The sequence below is a fragment of the Afipia sp. GW823-FHT06G09 genome (genome assembly GCF_058794875.1).
Genome location: NZ_JBXAHF010000003.1, coordinates 188,903 through 204,600, shown reverse-complemented (window position 1 = coordinate 204,600; position 15,698 = coordinate 188,903). Strand labels below are relative to the sequence as shown.

Below are 15,698 nucleotides of genomic sequence, written 5' to 3'. Positions count from 1 at the left end.
TCGTTCCTGTAACAATCTGTAACCGTCCGTGATCGAAAACGCGGATATCCGCCCGGAGTCGCTTGCGCGCCGCCCGGCAACCGTGGTGTAACGCCGCTGCCGTTTCACTCATGCAGCGTCTGGAAGCCATGGCCAAAGCCTCATCGAAGAAATCTGCCGCGAAGTCCTCTCCGAAATCAGTGTCCAAATCCAAGCCGGCCGCAAAAGCGAAGCCGGCTGCCGCGAAATCCGCGAGCAAGGTGAAAGCAGCCGCGAAGACGCCCGCGCCTGCGGCAAAGAAGATTGCAAAGCCTGCAGCGAAGCAAACCGTTCAGGCCGGCAAGTGGGTCTATACGTTCGGTGACGGTCGCGCCGAGGGCAAGGCCGGAATGCGCGATCTGCTCGGCGGCAAGGGCGCCAATCTCGCGGAGATGGCCAATCTCGGATTGCCGGTGCCTCCCGGCTTCACGATCCCGACTTCGGTCTGCACGTATTTCTATGCCAACGGCAAAACCTACCCGAAGGATCTGAAGTCGCAGGTCGAGAAGGCGCTGGTCACGGTCGGCAAGATTGCCGGCAAGACCTTTGGCGACTCGAAGAACCCGCTGCTGGTCTCGGTGCGCTCCGGCGGCCGCGCCTCGATGCCGGGCATGATGGACACCGTGCTCAATCTCGGCATGAACGACATTACCGTCGAAGCGCTGGCTGACCTCTCGGGCGATCGCCGTTTCGCCTACGACAGCTATCGCCGCTTCATCACGATGTATTCGGATGTCGTGCTGGGCTTCGAGCATCATCACTTCGAAGACATTCTCGACACCTACAAGGACAGCAAGGGCTATTCGCTCGACACCGAACTGACGGCGGACGACTGGGTCGATCTGGTCGGCCGCTACAAGGAAGCGGTGGCTCGTGAAACCGGCGAGGATTTCCCGCAGGACCCGCACGCGCAGCTCTGGGGCGCGATCGGCGCGGTGTTCTCGTCGTGGATGAACGCGCGCGCGGTGACCTATCGCCGCCTGCACGACATTCCTGAGTCATGGGGCACCGCCGTCAACATCCAGTCCATGGTGTTCGGCAACATGGGCGACACCTCGGCGACCGGCGTGGCGTTCACGCGCAATCCGTCCACCGGCGAGAAGCGGCTGTACGGCGAATTCCTCATCAACGCGCAGGGTGAAGATGTGGTGGCGGGCATCCGCACGCCGCAGGACATCACCGAATATGCGCGCAAGGAATCCGGCTCCGACAAGGCGTCGATGGAAGTCGCGATGCCGGACGCGTTCAAGGAGCTGACCCGGATCTATACGCTGCTCGAGAAGCACTACCGCGACATGCAGGACATGGAATTCACGGTGGAGCAGGGCAAGCTGTGGATGCTCCAGACCCGCAACGGCAAGCGCACCGCGAAGGCCGCGCTGCGCATCGCGGTCGATCTCGCCACTGAAGGCCTGATCACCAAGAAGGACGCGATTACCCGGATCGATCCGGCCTCGCTGGATCAGTTGCTGCATCCGACCATCGATCCGGTCGCCAAGCGCGACGTCATCGCCACCGGTTTGCCGGCGTCACCCGGCGCCGCCGCAGGCGAAATCGTGTTCTCGTCCGATGAGGCAGCCAAGCTTCAGGCCGATGGCCGCAAGGTCATTCTGGTTCGTGTCGAAACCTCGCCGGAAGACATTCACGGCATGCACGCGGCCGAGGGCATCCTCACCACGCGCGGCGGCATGACCTCCCACGCGGCGGTGGTCGCGCGCGGCATGGGCAAGCCCTGCGTGTCGGGCTGCGGCACCGTGCGCGTCGATTACGGCCGCGGGCTGATGACCGTCGGCAACCGCACCTTCAAGGCAGGCGATGTCATCACCATCGATGGTTCGATGGGCCAGGTGCTGGCGGGCCGCATGCCGATGATCGAGCCGGAATTGTCCGGCGACTTCACCACGCTGATGGGCTGGGCGGATCAGGTCCGCAAGCTCAAGGTCCGCACCAATGCCGACACGCCGGCCGACGCGCGCACCGCGCTGAAGTTCGGCACCGAAGGCATCGGGCTTTGCCGCACCGAGCACATGTTCTTCGAGGAGACGCGCATCCGCACGGTGCGCGAGATGATCCTCGCCGAAGACGAAGGCTCGCGCCGCGCGGCGCTGGCGAAGCTGCTGCCGATGCAGCGTGCCGACTTCGTCGATCTGTTCGAGATCATGAAGGGCCTGCCGGTCACCATCCGTCTGCTCGATCCGCCGCTGCACGAGTTCCTGCCGCATTCGCAGAGCGAGATCGAGGAAGTCGCCCGCGCCATGAACACCGACGCCCGCAAGATCGCGGACCGCGCGCGTGAACTGGCCGAGTTCAACCCGATGCTGGGTTTCCGCGGCTGCCGTCTGGCGATCGCCTATCCGGAAATCGCCGAGATGCAGGCGCGCGCCATTTTCGAAGCCGCGGTTGAGGCCGGCAAGCGCACCGGCAAGCCGGTCGGTCTTGAGGTGATGGTGCCGCTGATCGCGACCCGCGCCGAGTTCGACATCACAAAGGCGCGCATCGACGCCACCGCGCAGGCGGTGACGAAAGAAACCGGCGTGAAGCTCAGCTATCAGACCGGCACCATGATCGAACTGCCGCGCGCTTGCCTGCTCGCGGGCGAGATCGCGAAGACCGCCGAATTCTTCTCGTTCGGCACCAACGATCTCACGCAGACCACCTACGGCATCAGCCGCGACGACGCCGCGAGCTTCCTCGGCACCTATGTCGCGCGCGGCATCCTTGAGATCGATCCGTTCATCTCGGTGGATCGCGACGGCGTCGGCGAACTGGTGAAGATCGGCGTGCAGCGCGGCCGCAAGACGCGGCCCGGACTCAAGATGGGCATCTGCGGCGAGCATGGCGGCGATCCCGCATCGGTCGCGTTCTGTCACGAGGCCGGCCTCGACTACGTGTCGTGTTCGCCGTATCGCGTGCCGATCGCGCGCCTCGCCGCGGCACAGGCTGCTCTCGGCAAGGCCGTCGCCAGCCAGGCGTGAGTTCCGCGGGCGATCACGGATTGCGTGACTCCATAACGAGTGTCGTCCCCGCGAAAGCGGGGACCCATACTCCCTGAGTCTTCGACTCCACGTGTGATGTTCGTATCGCTCCTTCTTTGATGACCACGATCTTTGGTGGTTATGGGTCCCCGCTTTCGCGGGGACGACATGTGGGTGCGGCGCCATCGACGCGAGTCTTGGCTGTCCGCGGAGCCGCGTCAATTTGCGTTCACTCATTTTGTTGACGCGATCTTTACCACCTTGCTGGAGACGCTGTTTACCAAGGCTTTCGATGTGATCGCGCGTTTTCAGGCACGCGCTTGCGTGTGGCGCGCGGGACGCGGCGATTAACCCCCCGGCAACTTTAATTCGATACCAACGAAATTGATCGAATTGCACTGAATGTGCGGTTCGGTTGCGTGTGTATAAGCGTTAGTTGCGTGAGCGTATCGATGTCTGTGTTGCGTAACGGGTCGAAGGGCGCGCGGTTCGCGCCCTTCGGCTTTGTTCTCTGTCTCCTGACAGTGAGCCCGACCGAAATCGGCTATCAGGATCTCGCGTCACTGCTGGCGCGGCAGCCCGGCGTCGCCGAGCGCTGGCAGGAATACATCTTCGCATCGTCGCGCCGCATGTTGCAGGTCGCCTCGTTCAATCTGCCCCGCCCGATCGGCACCAATACCCGCGAAACAGCAACCTATCGTCTGGCCAGCCTCGACAGCACGGGCGTGGATTTCACCGGCTCCGTCAGCCGCGATCCGCTTGGGCCGGTGCTGCGTCCGCTGCAAAAGTCGGATTTCCCGAAAGTCGTGCGCTCGTCGAAGGGCGACCGGCTTCCGCTTTACGTTCCTGAAGTGGCCGGACCTGTTGCCGCGCCGCAGCCCGAGCAGGATCAGCCGAATTCGAATGCGTCGGTGCGCGGCGCGAAAACCGCAGAGGCCGATACTCCGGCGGTGAATGCATCGGCGCCGCTCGATGCCGAGCTTGAAGCCGCGCTGAATGCGCCGCGCCTGCCGCAGTATGAATCATCCGTCTCGCTGCAAAACATCCCGGCCGATCATCCATTGAACGCCGGCGCTCCTTCATCGGGCAGCGAAGAGAGCGCTGCGGCCGAGCCGGAACTCAACCGCGACGGCTTCTCGTTCCAGACCGCGACCCTGTTCTTCGGCAATTCCTCGCTCGGCGTGACCAGCGGATCGCTTGAACGCTGGCAGCCCGGCGAAGAACCGGTGATCGTGATTCCGGGAGTCGATCCGGACATGAAAATGCCGGCGGCGTCGCCGAACCAGTCTTCAGTTCCGTCAACCGGCGGCGAAAGCGTCGCCAGCAAGGGCGAAGTCACCGGCGAGAACCAGCGGCCGCGGACTCCGGCGGAGCGCCTCGGCCTCGACGCCAAGTCGCGCGCGAAGTCCGAAAAGTGCCTGACCGATGCGATCTACTTCGAAGCGCGCGGCGAAGCGGTGCGCGGGCAGATCGCGGTGGCGCAGGTGGTGCTGAACCGTGCGTTCTCCGGCTACTATCCGAGCACGGTGTGCGGCGTCGTGTACCAGAATTCGCACCGCCATCTGTCCTGCCAGTTCACCTTCGCCTGCGACGGCATCCGCGATGTGGTGAAGGAGCCGGACATGTGGGAGCGCGCGAAGAAAATCGCTCGCGAAAGCCTCGATGGGCGGCTGTGGCTGCCGGAAGTCGGCAAGTCCACGCACTATCACGCCTACTGGGTGCGCCCGTCATGGGTCAACGAGATGAAGAAGATGTACAAGTACGGCGTACATACCTTCTATCGTCCGCGCGCCTGGGGCGACGGCAAGGATGCGCCGACCTGGGGCACCGCTGCGGAGACGGCGGCGATCTCCGCGAAGCTTGCCGAAGCGGCCAAGAGTTCGGCTGAGATGTCGAGCGGGAAGTAGTAAAGTTGATCCAACTGACTTTTTCACCTCTCCCCGAGGGGGAGAGGTCGGATCGCGATAGCGATCCGGGTGAGGGGGTTCGGTCACTCACGTCTGATATCTAGTGCCCCTCACCCCAACCCTCTCCCCATCGGGGAGAGGGAGCGCGTCGTGCTCGACGCAAGTGTCACGCATCAATATCCAGCGCGACATCGAAGTTCGGCGCCGAATGCGTCAGCGCGCCGGCTGACACATAATCGACACCGGTCTTCGCGATCTCGCCGATCGTCGCCAGCGTCACGCCGCCGGACACTTCCAGCACCACGCGTCTATCTGTGATCGCGACGGCTTCGCGCAGGGTCGGGATGTCCATGTTGTCCAGCATCACCACGTCGGCGAGGCCCGTCGCCAGCACCTCGCGCAGTTGATCGAGCGTATCGACCTCGATCTCGATCTTGACCAGATGGCCGACATGGGCCCGCGCGCGCTCCAGCACCGGCTTCACGCCGCCAGCGACCGCGATGTGGTTGTCCTTGATCAGAACGGCGTCATCGAGACCGAAGCGGTGGTTGAAGCCGCCACCGCAGCGCACCGCATACTTTTCCAGCGCGCGCAGCCCCGGCGTGGTCTTGCGGGTGTCGCAGATGCGCATCTTGGTGACGCCGGCATGGCGGATGTAGTCCGAGGTCAGGGTCGCGATGCCGGAGAGACGGCCGACAAAATTCAGCGCGGTGCGTTCACCTGCGAGCACGGCGCGGGCGGGGCCGGAGATCGTCAGCACATGGACGCCCTTGGCGATGGCATTGCCGTCGTGCACATGGGCCTGAATGTTGATGTCGGGCGACAGGCGCTGAAACACCGCCACTGCCAGAGGCAATCCCGCAATCACACCGGCCTGCCGCGCAACGAGAATCGCGTGGGCATGAACCGCGGGCGGGATGGTCGCAACCGATGTCACGTCGCCGCCGCGTCCGAGATCTTCGGCAAGCGCGCGTGCCACCGCATCGTCGATGGCCAGCGGCGACAGGAATGCATCCGGGTGCATCAGGGCGGCAGGATTGAGAACGTCGCTGATACTCAAGATCAGGCTCCCGTCGAAGTGCGTTTGCGAGGCGCGGTATCGGCCACCATTGCCGCGATATTACGCGCCTCATCGAGCGTCGTCATCGTGCGATGCCGCTGCGCCGGATCTTCCGCCGGACAATCGGACCGGAAATGCGCGCCGCGGCTTTCTCGCCGTGACCAGGCGGAGGCCGCCACGATCAGGGCGGTGGTCGCCATGTTGCGCAGCGCGATGTTGCCGGTGGTCTGCTCGATCACTGCGAATGTCTGGATTGCGTCCATCATCCGGTCGCCGTCGCGCACTACGCCGACATGGGAACTCATCATGGCCCGCAGATTGGCCTCGCGGAGCGGCGGCATGTCACTGTTGCGTGGCGCTGCCTCGTTACGCAGCCGAACCGGTGCGGCGAACATGCTGCCGTTGATGTCTTCGGCGATGCGCGCGGCATAGACCACCGCTTCAAGCAGCGAATTGGAGGCGAGACGGTTGGCGCCATGCGCGCCGGTGGATGAGACTTCGCCGCCGGCCCACAGGCCCTTGAGCGATGTGCGGCCATGGGTGTCCACGGCAATGCCACCCATGTGGTAATGCGCGGCGGGCGCAATCGGGATGGGTTGCTTCGCAGGATCGATGCCTGCCGCGATGCAGCTTGCATACACCGTCGGGAATTTTGTCGCGAAGCTCGCGCCGAGCGCTTTTGTTGCATCCAGAAATGCGCCGCGTCCGGCCGCGATTTCCGCGAACACCCCGCGCGCGACAATGTCGCGCGGTGCAAGTTCTGCCAGCGGATCGCGCGCCAGCATGAAGCGCTCGCCTCGGCTGTTGACGAGCGTTGCGCCTTCGCCGCGCAGCGCTTCGGTCGCCAGCGGCGCGGGATCGCGGCCGACATTGAGCGCCGTGGGATGAAACTGCACGAATTCCGGATCGGCAATGATTCCGCCGGCGCGCGCGGCAATCGCCAGACCCGATCCGCAGGCTTCGGCCGGATTCGTTGTCACCGCATACAGATGTCCGATGCCGCCGGTTGCCAGCACGATGGCGCGTGAGGGCACCATCACCGGCGCGGCTGCCGTATCGCCCGCCTTGCGCATCTGCAATCCGGTGACCGTATCGCCCTCGGTCAGTAGCGCTTCGGCGGTGTAACCCTCGATCACGCGGATCGAGGGCGTCTTGCGCACCGCTTCGATCAGCGCCGCAATGATGGCCTTGCCGGCGCGGTCGCCCTGCACATGCACGATGCGGCGTGCCGAGTGCGCGGCTTCGCGTCCGACCGCGAGCCTGCCCTCGAGGTCGCGGTCGAATGGCACGCCGTACTGCAGAAGATCGTGGATACGCGCACCGGCTTCGCGGGCGAGTCCGAGCGCGACGTCTTCGTCGACGATGCCGCCGCCCACTGCAATCGTATCTGCGGCATGAGCTTCGGCGCTGTCGCCTTCGGCAACGGCCGCCGCGATACCGCCCTGTGCCCATGCGCTGGACGCGCCTTCGCCGAGCGGCGCGGCGGAAATTACGGTGACGGGGCGGGGCGCGAGTTTCAGCGCGCAGAACAGGCCCGCGAGTCCGCCGCCGACGATGATGATGTCGGAAGACTGCGAGAGATTGTGAGAAGGGGATGTTGTCATGTTTGCCCTACCTACCGGCACTATGCTCCCTCTCCCCTTGGGGGAGAGGGTTGGGGGGAGGGGGCTCGATAAATAGTCATGAGCATCGAACCCCTCACCCGGCGCTACCCGCCGACCTCTCCCCAACGGGGAGAGGTGAACGCAGAACGGCTTGCAAAAGCCACGCCCCTCAATTTCTCAGATTGATCATGCGTTCCACCGAACGCCGGGCCTTACCGATGATTGCCGGATCGACCGTCACTTCCTCACGCATGTAGATCAGGCTGTCGAGAATCTTCGGCAGCGTGATGCGCTTCATGTGCGGGCACAGGTTGCACGGCTTGACGAACTCGACGTTCGGCAGTTCGGCCTGCACATTGTCCGCCATCGAGCATTCGGTGACCATGACAAGGCGCTTCGGCTGATGCTTGCGCACCCAGTCGATCATGTGCGCGGTCGAGCCGGTGAAGTCCGCTTCCGCGATCACGTCAGGCGGGCATTCGGGGTGCGCGATGATCTGCACGCTGGGATCGGCCTCGCGATAGGTGCGCAGCTCGTCGCCGGTGAAACGCTCGTGCACTTCGCACGCGCCTTTCCACGCGATGATCTTCACGCTGGTTTTCGAGGCAACGTACTTCGCCAGATACTGGTCCGGCAGGAAGATCACGGTGTCGGCGCCCAGGCTTTCCACCACCTGCACGGCGTTCGACGACGTGCAGCAGATGTCGACCTCCGCCTTCACGTCGGCGGACGTGTTGACATAGGCCACCACCGGCACGCCGGGGAAGCGCTCACGCAACAGGCGCACGTCCGCGCCGGTGATGCTTGAGGCCAGCGAGCAGCCGGCGCGCGAATCCGGGATCAGCACGGTCTTGTCGGGGTTCAGGATCTTGGAGGTCTCGGCCATGAAGTGCACGCCGCACTGGACAATGACTTTCTCCTTCACCTTCGTCGCCTCGCGCGCGAGCTGCAGCGAGTCGCCGCCGATGTCGGCCACGCAGTGGAAGATTTCCGGCGTCTGATAGTTGTGCGCCAGGATCACCGCGTTGCGCTGCTTCTTCAGATCGTTGATCGCCTTGACGTAAGGCGCCATGAACGGCCACTCGATCTCGGGAATGACGTTCTTCACCTTGGCGTAGAGATGCGCGGTGGCGCGCTCGACCTCGGGCGTCCATTCCAGCGACGGCATCGGCAATGCGCGCGCGCGGTCCGCGTCGGTGAGGAGCGGACGGGTGACACCGACCGGCTGGTGGTGGACCGGATTCCCGAAATCGTCGGGACCGTAAATTCCTGAGATCGGCATTGCAGCCTCCTTGTATCGCCTAATATACTCATTTTGAGCATATTAGGGCCTTGAGAAATCCGGCCTTTTGGGCCGGCGTTCCAAACTCGGGCTCCCTGAAGGACGACGGACTTAGTCTGCCGGCGTTCCTTCGCTCGCGAGATCGTTACTTATTCTCATATCGAGCAAAACTAATATAGCAGGTCAACCGGAGCCTCGCCAGAGGCATGCCGAAAAATTCCCGCATGGCGGGAATGCGCCCGCGGGCCGCTCAGCGATGTGACGCTGGCTGCGGACTTATTTTCACTATGGGCATGATCTTCTCCGAAAACCGGTTCCCACTTTTCGGGATCATGCCCGAAGGGGGCTTGGCAAAGCTGACCGGAGCCGCCAATCAGAGGGCCGAATTTCAACCGCACAAGAAAAGACGGAGAGAAAAGTTGGCAACGTTCAAGGCAGTCAGAATCGACAAGGCTGAAAAGGGCACCACGGCGGCGCTGACGCAGTTCGACGAGGCGGAACTGATGGACGGCGACGTCACCGTCGCGGTCGAATGGTCCACCGTGAACTACAAGGACGGACTCGCGATCACCGGCAAGTCGCCGGTGGTGCGCCGCTTTCCGATGATCGCCGGTGTCGATTTCGCGGGCACGGTTCTGGAGTCATCGCACGCGGGCTGGAAGGCCGGCGACAAGGTTGTTTCCACCGGATGGGGTCTCGGCGAAACGCATCTCGGCGCCTACGCCGAGAAGGCGCGCGTCAAGGGCGACTGGCTGGTGCGTTTGCCGGACGGCATGACCACGCGCGAAGCGATGGCGATCGGCACCGCGGGCTTCACGGCGATGCTGTCGGTGCTGGCGCTGGAGAAGCACGGCCTCACGCCGAAGGACGGTCCGGTGATCGTCACCGGCGCAGCCGGCGGCGTTGGTTCGGTTGCTGTCGCGCTGCTCTCCAAGCTCGGCTTCCAGGTCATTGCCTCGACCGGCCGTGCCGCCGAGCATGATTACCTGCGCGGCCTCGGTGCGTCCGAAATCATCGACCGCAACGAACTGTCCGCACCCGGCAAGCCGCTTGGCAAGGAGCGCTGGGCCGGGGGAATCGACAGCGTCGGATCGACCACGCTGGCGAATCTGCTCTCGATGACGAAGTACGGCGGCGCCATCGCCGCATGCGGTCTTGCCGGCGGTATGGATCTGCCGTCGTCGGTCGCTCCATTCATTTTGCGCGGGGTGTGCCTTTTGGGCATCGATTCCGTGATGTGCCCGATTGGCCCGCGCAAGGCTGCCTGGGAGCGCCTGGCGAAGGATATCGACCACGCCAAACTTGCTGAAATGACTAAGGAAATCGGCCTCGCCGACGTCTTCGACGCAGGCCCGAAAATTCTCGCCGGTCAGCTTCGCGGCCGAACGGTGGTGAGAATTTCCTGAGGATGTTCAGACTTTACAAACCATGGTGCTCCAATGTTGCCATGGTTGGTATGGTAATCAGCGGGTTAAGGGGTAAACCGCCGGGCGCTCGGCCCGGTGGGTTTTCATGATCCGCAGTTCAGTCAGTTGGAGTAGTCCGCATGCTCGTGCGCATCGTTCTTGGAGCCCTGCTTGCCGGTTCGGTTGCAGCGCCGGTGTTCGCTGAAACCCTGAACGCGGACGAAGCGCGCAAGTTCGTGGCGAACAAGATGTTCGCCTTCACCTGCTTCGACGGCACCAAGGGCGTCGGCAAGATCACCAACGACGGCGCGGCGGCAGGCGCGGTGCAGTTCAGCGGTGCCGGCGAGACCCGTCACATGCGGCTGCCGTCCAACACGCTTCAGGTGCGCGGCCAGCAGATCTGCGCATCGATCAAGGGCATTCCCTTCGAGCCGTGCTTCAACCTGAACAAGACCGACAATGTCAGCTTCCGCGGCTCCGTGTCGGGCATGGGCTTCGCCTATTGCGATTTCCGCAAGCACGGCAATGCGCGCGTGTTCCTCGCGCGCTCGATCTCGCGTCCGCGCTCGCTGCGTGCGCCCGGCGTGACCCAGTCGGCGGATGCAACTCCGCGTGCCGAGGTGCGTCCGGCTTCGGTTCGCAGCGAACCGGCGCTTGAGCTGCGCCGGTCCGCCAGCGAGTAAACGCAGGATTTTGCTTCGTCATTGCGAGGAGCCATTAGCGCGTTTACGCGCGTCTTCGACGCACTATGGCGACGAAGCAATCCAGTTTTTCTTAAGAGTGGATTGCTTCGCGGAGTTTATCATCGGGCGGCGCTTTGCGCCGACCCGTTGGCTCGCAATGACGGTTGGGCACATCACGTCGCCGGCTGTACCGGTGGCCTTGTCTGCTTGAACAGAATGCGCTGGTACAGCCATCCGATCGCCACCAGCACGAGGCCCAGACCGATGAACGAGAACGCGCGGTAGGCGCCGGTCAGGTTCGACATGTCGATCAGGAACACCTTGAGCACGGTGAGGGCGATGATCACCGCCGACGCAAGCCGCGCGCGCTGCGACGGCAGCAGCAGGCCAATGCCCAGCAGCACCACGCCGAACACCAGCCACGCGACGGAGTAGGTGTACTGCTCGGCATCGAACGTGGTGCTGCTGTTGAGATAGGGCCCGTGATAGAGGCGGCGGATCTCCAGCGTGATCCAGGCCAGGGCAAGAACGAGCGAACCGGCCGCGATGGTGTTGGTATAGGCCGCCGCGCGGCGTCCGGCCACGGCATAGGACAGCAGCAGCGCGAGGATCGCCGGAAGCGCGTAGCCGAGGATCAGCGGATTGATGAACGTGCCCGCGATCTCGATCTTCCAGATCGCCGGGTTCGCGATGAAGAACAATCCGAACAGAATTGCGAGGCCCGCGAACCATGTCAGCAGCAGGGCCCCGGCGTTATGGATGACACTGCCTGTCCGGATGCGAAGCCGCTCCAGCCCGATCGCCATCGCCAGCGCGACACAGACCTGCAGGCCGATCTCGATCAGATCCGACGACCGGCTGTAGATGTTGCCGTTGTTGATATAATGGCGGATCTCGGTGAAGGCGAGCAGCACCGTGAACAGGATCGCGGCGGCCTCCAGGCTGCGCAGCGGACCGTCGTCGCCGCGCCTGCGCAGGAAGTGCGCGCCGAGCCAGAACGAGGCCGCCGGAATGCCGTAGCCAAGCAGCAGCCAGTTGAAGATCGGCGTGGTGCCGAGGTCGTTGCCGACGATGCGGGGCTCGTGGCCGATCCGCAGCACCACGATGCCTGCCAGAATAGCGGCGAGCGCACGCAGGAACGGGATCGGCCGCTTCATGGAAATCCATGCGGTGCCGAGCGACATCAGCGCGAGCGCGATGGTGAGCCAGCCTTTTTCCAGCGCGAACGTAAACGCCAGCGCCAGCGCGGCGAGGGTGCCGGTGGCGAACAGGGCGGTTGCGATCATCTGGCCGGGACGCGTATCGCGCTTGGTCAGGAGTTCGGTCGCCGCGGCGAATGCGCCGGCGACCGCAATGGCGATGATCGCGAACGGGATCGAACGATCAAGATGTGCGATGCGCGCATAAAGCGCGACCAGCAGTGCCAGCGGCGTGAACACGCCGGCCGCCGCCCAGATCACCGGTATGATCGCGCTGACGGAGCGGCCCTGCGCGAGGAAACCCGCTGCGCCAAACGCTGCGCCGAAACCGGCCGCCGCGATGAGATGCATGCTGATTGAGCCTTCGTCGGCGCGTGTGCCGATGCCGGGCATTGCGCCGCCGGGCATTACGGTGAGTTCTGGATTGGCGCGGATCGCCCATTCGGCAAACACCGCGAAGACGAACAGCGCGGCGGCGCCGATCGTGCCGGTCGCGCTCTCCGCCCGCCATGCAATCGCGAAAGTCGCCGCGACCAGCAACGCGAACACGATCATCGCGGGGTCGGCATGGTTGTTGGTCAGGACCAGCGCCGTTGCGCCGAACAGGAACACGGCGAGCGAAATCGACGATACCGGTTCGACGCGGCCTTGCTCGGCGGAGGGGCCGAACATGAATCCGGCGACCACCAGAACCGCGGCCAGCGCGAAGCTGACAATGATGTCGAACGCGTGCGGACCGAGCGTATCGGCACGTGCGATGTTGAACAGCATCCAGAGCGCGCCGAAAACAATCGTGGTGACGGCCAGCCAGCGCCACAGGCGAATGCGCGCGAGGCCGAAGGCGGCTGCGGTCACGATCGCGATGTAGATGTAGAGCGCCCAGTAGTCCGGCTTATCCGACGCCACCAGCACCGGCGTCACGAATGCGCCGATGACGCCAAGCCCCGCCAGCGCCGGACCATGCAGCAGCGCAGCCGCAAGGGTGCCGAGCGCGACCGCGCCGAGCAGGACGAAGGCGACAGGCGGCGCGAGAAAACCGTAGAGCGCATAGGCGGCATAAACGGTCGCGAATGCGACCGCCGTTCCGGCTGCGGTCAGGATCGCCGGGATGTTGGCAATCGGCACCGGTGCGATCGACGACAGGCTCTCCTTGCGCCGTGCGAACTCACCGACGGCGAGCAGGCCGAGCGCGAACAGGCCGCCGAGCAGCACACGCACCTCGGGGCCGAGCAGTCCGGCTTCGATGGAATACTTGACCAGGAAGACGCCGCCGAGCGCGAGCGTCAGTCCGCCGACCCAGACCACCCAGCGGGTGCCGATGCGCTCCTCGAAGCCGGGGCCAGCCTGTGCGGCAGGTTCAGCGGGTGTTTCAGGAATGTCGCCGTCCACGGTTTCCCGATAGCGCGATCCGGCAGGCGGCAGCGGCGGCGGAGTCGACGCGGCCCGTTCGGCTGATTCAGGCGTTGCCGTTTCGGGCACGATCGGCGGAGCGATCGGAGCATCCGTTCTGATTGTCGATGGACGCGCGCCGCCCGCGAGCGAGGCTTCGAGCAGGGACAGCCGCGCCTCCATTTCTTTCGAGCGCATGGTCACGTTGCGGGCAATGCCGATCGCGATGATGGCAAGGACAAGCGCAATAAATTCCATCGATCCTCCTTGCGCGATCCGCCTCAGCGAGGGCTTTCGGATCGCGCGAAAAATTCTTTGCCGCTTAGTGGCCTATCAACTTCTGGGGACTGATCCGTTTGAATTGGAATGCCTGTGTCGATACGGGTGTGGCGGGGCTCCCTCTCCCGTGGGGAGAGGGTTGGGGTGAGGGCGTAGAATCTGTCGTGAGAGCGTACGCCCTCACCCGCCGCGCTTCGCGCGTCGACCTCTCCCCACGGGAGAGGTGAGGCTGTACCGATGCCGCGCTCTGGCTGCCCATTCTCACCTCATTCTAGCGTCGTCCTCGTACCCGCAATCCGGGCGCGGGGCGCTCCTGCAACACTTCGCGGCGGAAGCGAAACAGCGCCGCCGGGCGCCCGCCGGTCTGGGTCGACATTTCGCCGGTCGGCTCGACCAGCGCGCCGGCCTCCACCAGCCGGCGGAAATTCTGCTTGTGCAAATGACGCCCCGAGATGGCCTCAACGGTCCGTTGCAATTCGGTTAGTGTGAACTCCGGCGGCAGAAGTTCAAACACCACCGGGCGATATTTCAGCTTGGCGCGCAGCCGCGCGATGGCGGTGGCGAGAATCCGGCGGTGGTCGAACCGCATCGGCGAGCCGAGCGCCGGCAGTGTCTTGCGCGCCAGTGCGGCGGGACGCCCGTCGCGGCGGGATTCCTCGATCAGCCCGGCCTCGTAGAGCAGTTCATAGCGGTCGAGCACACGCTCTTCATCCCACTGCGCCCCAACGCTATGAAAATCATGGGTGCCGAAGTAAAGCCGGACGCGGTCGCCGCGCGCCAGCGCGCGGGCGGTATCCGGCTTTTCGGACTGCGCCGCCCAGTCTTCAAGCGCGGGAAGGATCTCCTTCTCGATCATCGCCGGGCGCTGGTCGCGCCAGTCTTCCCACGGAAAGTAGCGGTACCATGGCTTGAAGGTCGCGCCCGCCACCTGCGGCTTCGAGGTGCTGTCTGCGGCGCGGGTCAGCGCGAGATAGCCGACCGAGGCGACATGGGCGTCGGTGTCGCTGCGCTGGGCATGGCGGCCACGGTCGCCGAATGTGTAAAGCTGTTCGACATAGCCAAGGCGCAGGCCGGTCTGCTCCTCCACCCATGAGCGCAGGCCGATCTCCAGCGTGCGATGAGCGACTGCGTCGAACGGCCCGAACGGCAAGCCTTCAAGCTCGTCGCCGTCGCCGCCGGACGCGGTCAGTATCGACGGTTCGTTGCCGTCGATCGACACGATGGCCGCCGTCAGGCCGATCTCGATCGGTGTGAGGACTTTATCGGTCATGATGCAAAAGCCCCGTCATTGCGAGGAGCGCAGCGACGAAGCAATCCAGTCTTTCCGTTGCTAGGGATTGCTTCGCTTCGCTCGCAATGACGGATCTCATTCGAGGTCCACACGGAACGGCCGGCCCTCGATGGTCATGTTGCCCGGACCCATGGCATCGAGCGCGCGGACCATGCGTCCGTCGCGCCCGAGCACCTCGTCCGCCAGCGTGACGATCAGCCGGTTCGGATAGGCGCTCGGCGATGCCGAGCGGATCTGCCGCGCGATGGAGGTTTCATCCCGGTGCGGATTGAGCGCGCAGGCCGCCATGAATGCGCTCGCGGTGGAGCGGCTGATTCCGGCATAGCAGTGAATGACCATCGGCGCGGCGCGATCCCACCTGCGGATGAAAGTCAGCGCCTGTTCGACATGTTCATGCGACGGCGCGACGAAACCCTGTGCAGGCTCGTTGATGTCGTCCATCTGGATGCGCAGATGATTGGCTTCCAGCACCGACGCCGGGCGCACCACCTGCGCGACATTGGCCATCACGGTGAGGATGTGTTGCGCGCCGGTGGCTTCGACGGTGGCGGGCAGGGCGGCAAGCGAGCAGACGTGAATCATGGCGGTCCTTATGTTCCGCACGA

General features: G+C 64.4%; 11 protein-coding genes. 5 read left to right on the top strand and 6 right to left on the bottom strand.

Going from position 1 to position 15,698, the window contains the following annotated elements; genetic code table 11:
- The first annotated feature begins 110 nt into the window (after positions 1 to 110).
- From ppdK to AC1Q67_RS13395, 3 genes are all read left to right on the top strand, one after another.
- On the top strand, positions 111 to 2,993 hold the full coding sequence (gene ppdK, locus AC1Q67_RS13405) for a pyruvate, phosphate dikinase (protein ID WP_492235888.1): 2,883 nt from the start codon (positions 111 to 113) through the stop codon (positions 2,991 to 2,993).
- A gap of 168 nt (positions 2,994 to 3,161) precedes the next feature.
- Positions 3,162 to 3,344, top strand: a complete 183-nt coding sequence (locus AC1Q67_RS13400; RefSeq protein ID WP_492235887.1) for a hypothetical protein — start codon at positions 3,162 to 3,164, stop codon at positions 3,342 to 3,344.
- Positions 3,345 to 3,445: 101 nt separating this feature from the next.
- Positions 3,446 to 4,900, top strand: a complete 1,455-nt coding sequence (locus AC1Q67_RS13395; RefSeq protein ID WP_492235886.1) for a cell wall hydrolase — start codon at positions 3,446 to 3,448, stop codon at positions 4,898 to 4,900.
- 166 nt (positions 4,901 to 5,066) lie between these two features.
- On the opposite strand, the gene nadC is transcribed toward AC1Q67_RS13395, so the two are convergent.
- The 3 genes from nadC to nadA all read right to left on the bottom strand — a co-directional run bounded on the left by nadC (position 5,067) and on the right by nadA (position 8,846).
- Positions 5,067 to 5,924 carry a carboxylating nicotinate-nucleotide diphosphorylase gene (gene nadC / locus AC1Q67_RS13390; RefSeq protein ID WP_492236455.1) on the bottom strand — a complete coding sequence of 286 codons (858 nt, stop codon included), beginning with the start codon at positions 5,922 to 5,924 and terminating at the stop codon, positions 5,067 to 5,069.
- A gap of 38 nt (positions 5,925 to 5,962) precedes the next feature.
- Entirely contained in the window at positions 5,963 to 7,564 is a 1,602-nt protein-coding gene (locus tag AC1Q67_RS13385) for an L-aspartate oxidase (RefSeq protein WP_492235885.1), read from the bottom strand.
- A 169-nt stretch (positions 7,565 to 7,733) separates the two neighbouring features.
- Positions 7,734 to 8,846 (bottom strand): quinolinate synthase NadA, encoded by a 1,113-nt coding sequence (gene nadA / locus AC1Q67_RS13380; protein ID WP_492235884.1) that lies wholly within the window; start codon positions 8,844 to 8,846, stop codon positions 7,734 to 7,736.
- A gap of 419 nt (positions 8,847 to 9,265) precedes the next feature.
- On the opposite strand from nadA, the gene acuI reads away from it, so the two are divergent.
- Entirely contained in the window at positions 9,266 to 10,252 is a 987-nt protein-coding gene (acuI, locus tag AC1Q67_RS13375) for an acrylyl-CoA reductase (NADPH) (RefSeq protein WP_492235883.1), read from the top strand.
- A 140-nt stretch (positions 10,253 to 10,392) separates the two neighbouring features.
- A complete protein-coding gene (locus AC1Q67_RS13370) occupies positions 10,393 to 10,935 on the top strand; it encodes a hypothetical protein (RefSeq protein WP_024576064.1) in 543 nt (180 codons plus the stop codon).
- Between the two features lie 173 nt (positions 10,936 to 11,108).
- Here AC1Q67_RS13370 and AC1Q67_RS13365 read toward each other — a convergent pair whose 3' ends face one another.
- The 3 genes from AC1Q67_RS13365 to AC1Q67_RS13355 form a co-directional block, all read right to left on the bottom strand.
- On the bottom strand, positions 11,109 to 13,781 hold the full coding sequence (locus tag AC1Q67_RS13365; protein WP_492235882.1) for a DUF2339 domain-containing protein: 2,673 nt from the start codon (positions 13,779 to 13,781) through the stop codon (positions 11,109 to 11,111).
- 292 nt (positions 13,782 to 14,073) lie between these two features.
- Positions 14,074 to 15,072 (bottom strand): NUDIX hydrolase, encoded by a 999-nt coding sequence (locus AC1Q67_RS13360; protein ID WP_492235881.1) that lies wholly within the window; start codon positions 15,070 to 15,072, stop codon positions 14,074 to 14,076.
- A 96-nt stretch (positions 15,073 to 15,168) separates the two neighbouring features.
- Positions 15,169 to 15,675 (bottom strand): tyrosine phosphatase family protein, encoded by a 507-nt coding sequence (locus AC1Q67_RS13355; protein WP_492235880.1) that lies wholly within the window; start codon positions 15,673 to 15,675, stop codon positions 15,169 to 15,171.
- Positions 15,676 to 15,698 lie beyond the last annotated feature (23 nt).

Excerpts from the sequence above, each read along its gene's own strand:
- ppdK (WP_492235888.1), top strand. The coding sequence starts at position 111 with ATGCAGCGTCTGGAAGCCATGGCCAAAGCCTCATCGAAGAAATCTGCC.
- AC1Q67_RS13400 (WP_492235887.1), top strand. The coding sequence starts at position 3,162 with ATGTGGGTGCGGCGCCATCGACGCGAGTCTTGGCTGTCCGCGGAGCCG.
- AC1Q67_RS13395 (WP_492235886.1), top strand. The coding sequence starts at position 3,446 with ATGTCTGTGTTGCGTAACGGGTCGAAGGGCGCGCGGTTCGCGCCCTTC.
- nadC (WP_492236455.1), bottom strand. The coding sequence starts at position 5,924 with ATGCACCCGGATGCATTCCTGTCGCCGCTGGCCATCGACGATGCGGTG.
- AC1Q67_RS13385 (WP_492235885.1), bottom strand. The coding sequence starts at position 7,564 with ATGACAACATCCCCTTCTCACAATCTCTCGCAGTCTTCCGACATCATC.
- nadA (WP_492235884.1), bottom strand. The coding sequence starts at position 8,846 with ATGCCGATCTCAGGAATTTACGGTCCCGACGATTTCGGGAATCCGGTC.
- AC1Q67_RS13370 (WP_024576064.1), top strand. The coding sequence starts at position 10,393 with ATGCTCGTGCGCATCGTTCTTGGAGCCCTGCTTGCCGGTTCGGTTGCA.
- AC1Q67_RS13365 (WP_492235882.1), bottom strand. The coding sequence starts at position 13,781 with ATGGAATTTATTGCGCTTGTCCTTGCCATCATCGCGATCGGCATTGCC.
- AC1Q67_RS13360 (WP_492235881.1), bottom strand. The coding sequence starts at position 15,072 with ATGACCGATAAAGTCCTCACACCGATCGAGATCGGCCTGACGGCGGCC.
- AC1Q67_RS13355 (WP_492235880.1), bottom strand. The coding sequence starts at position 15,675 with ATGATTCACGTCTGCTCGCTTGCCGCCCTGCCCGCCACCGTCGAAGCC.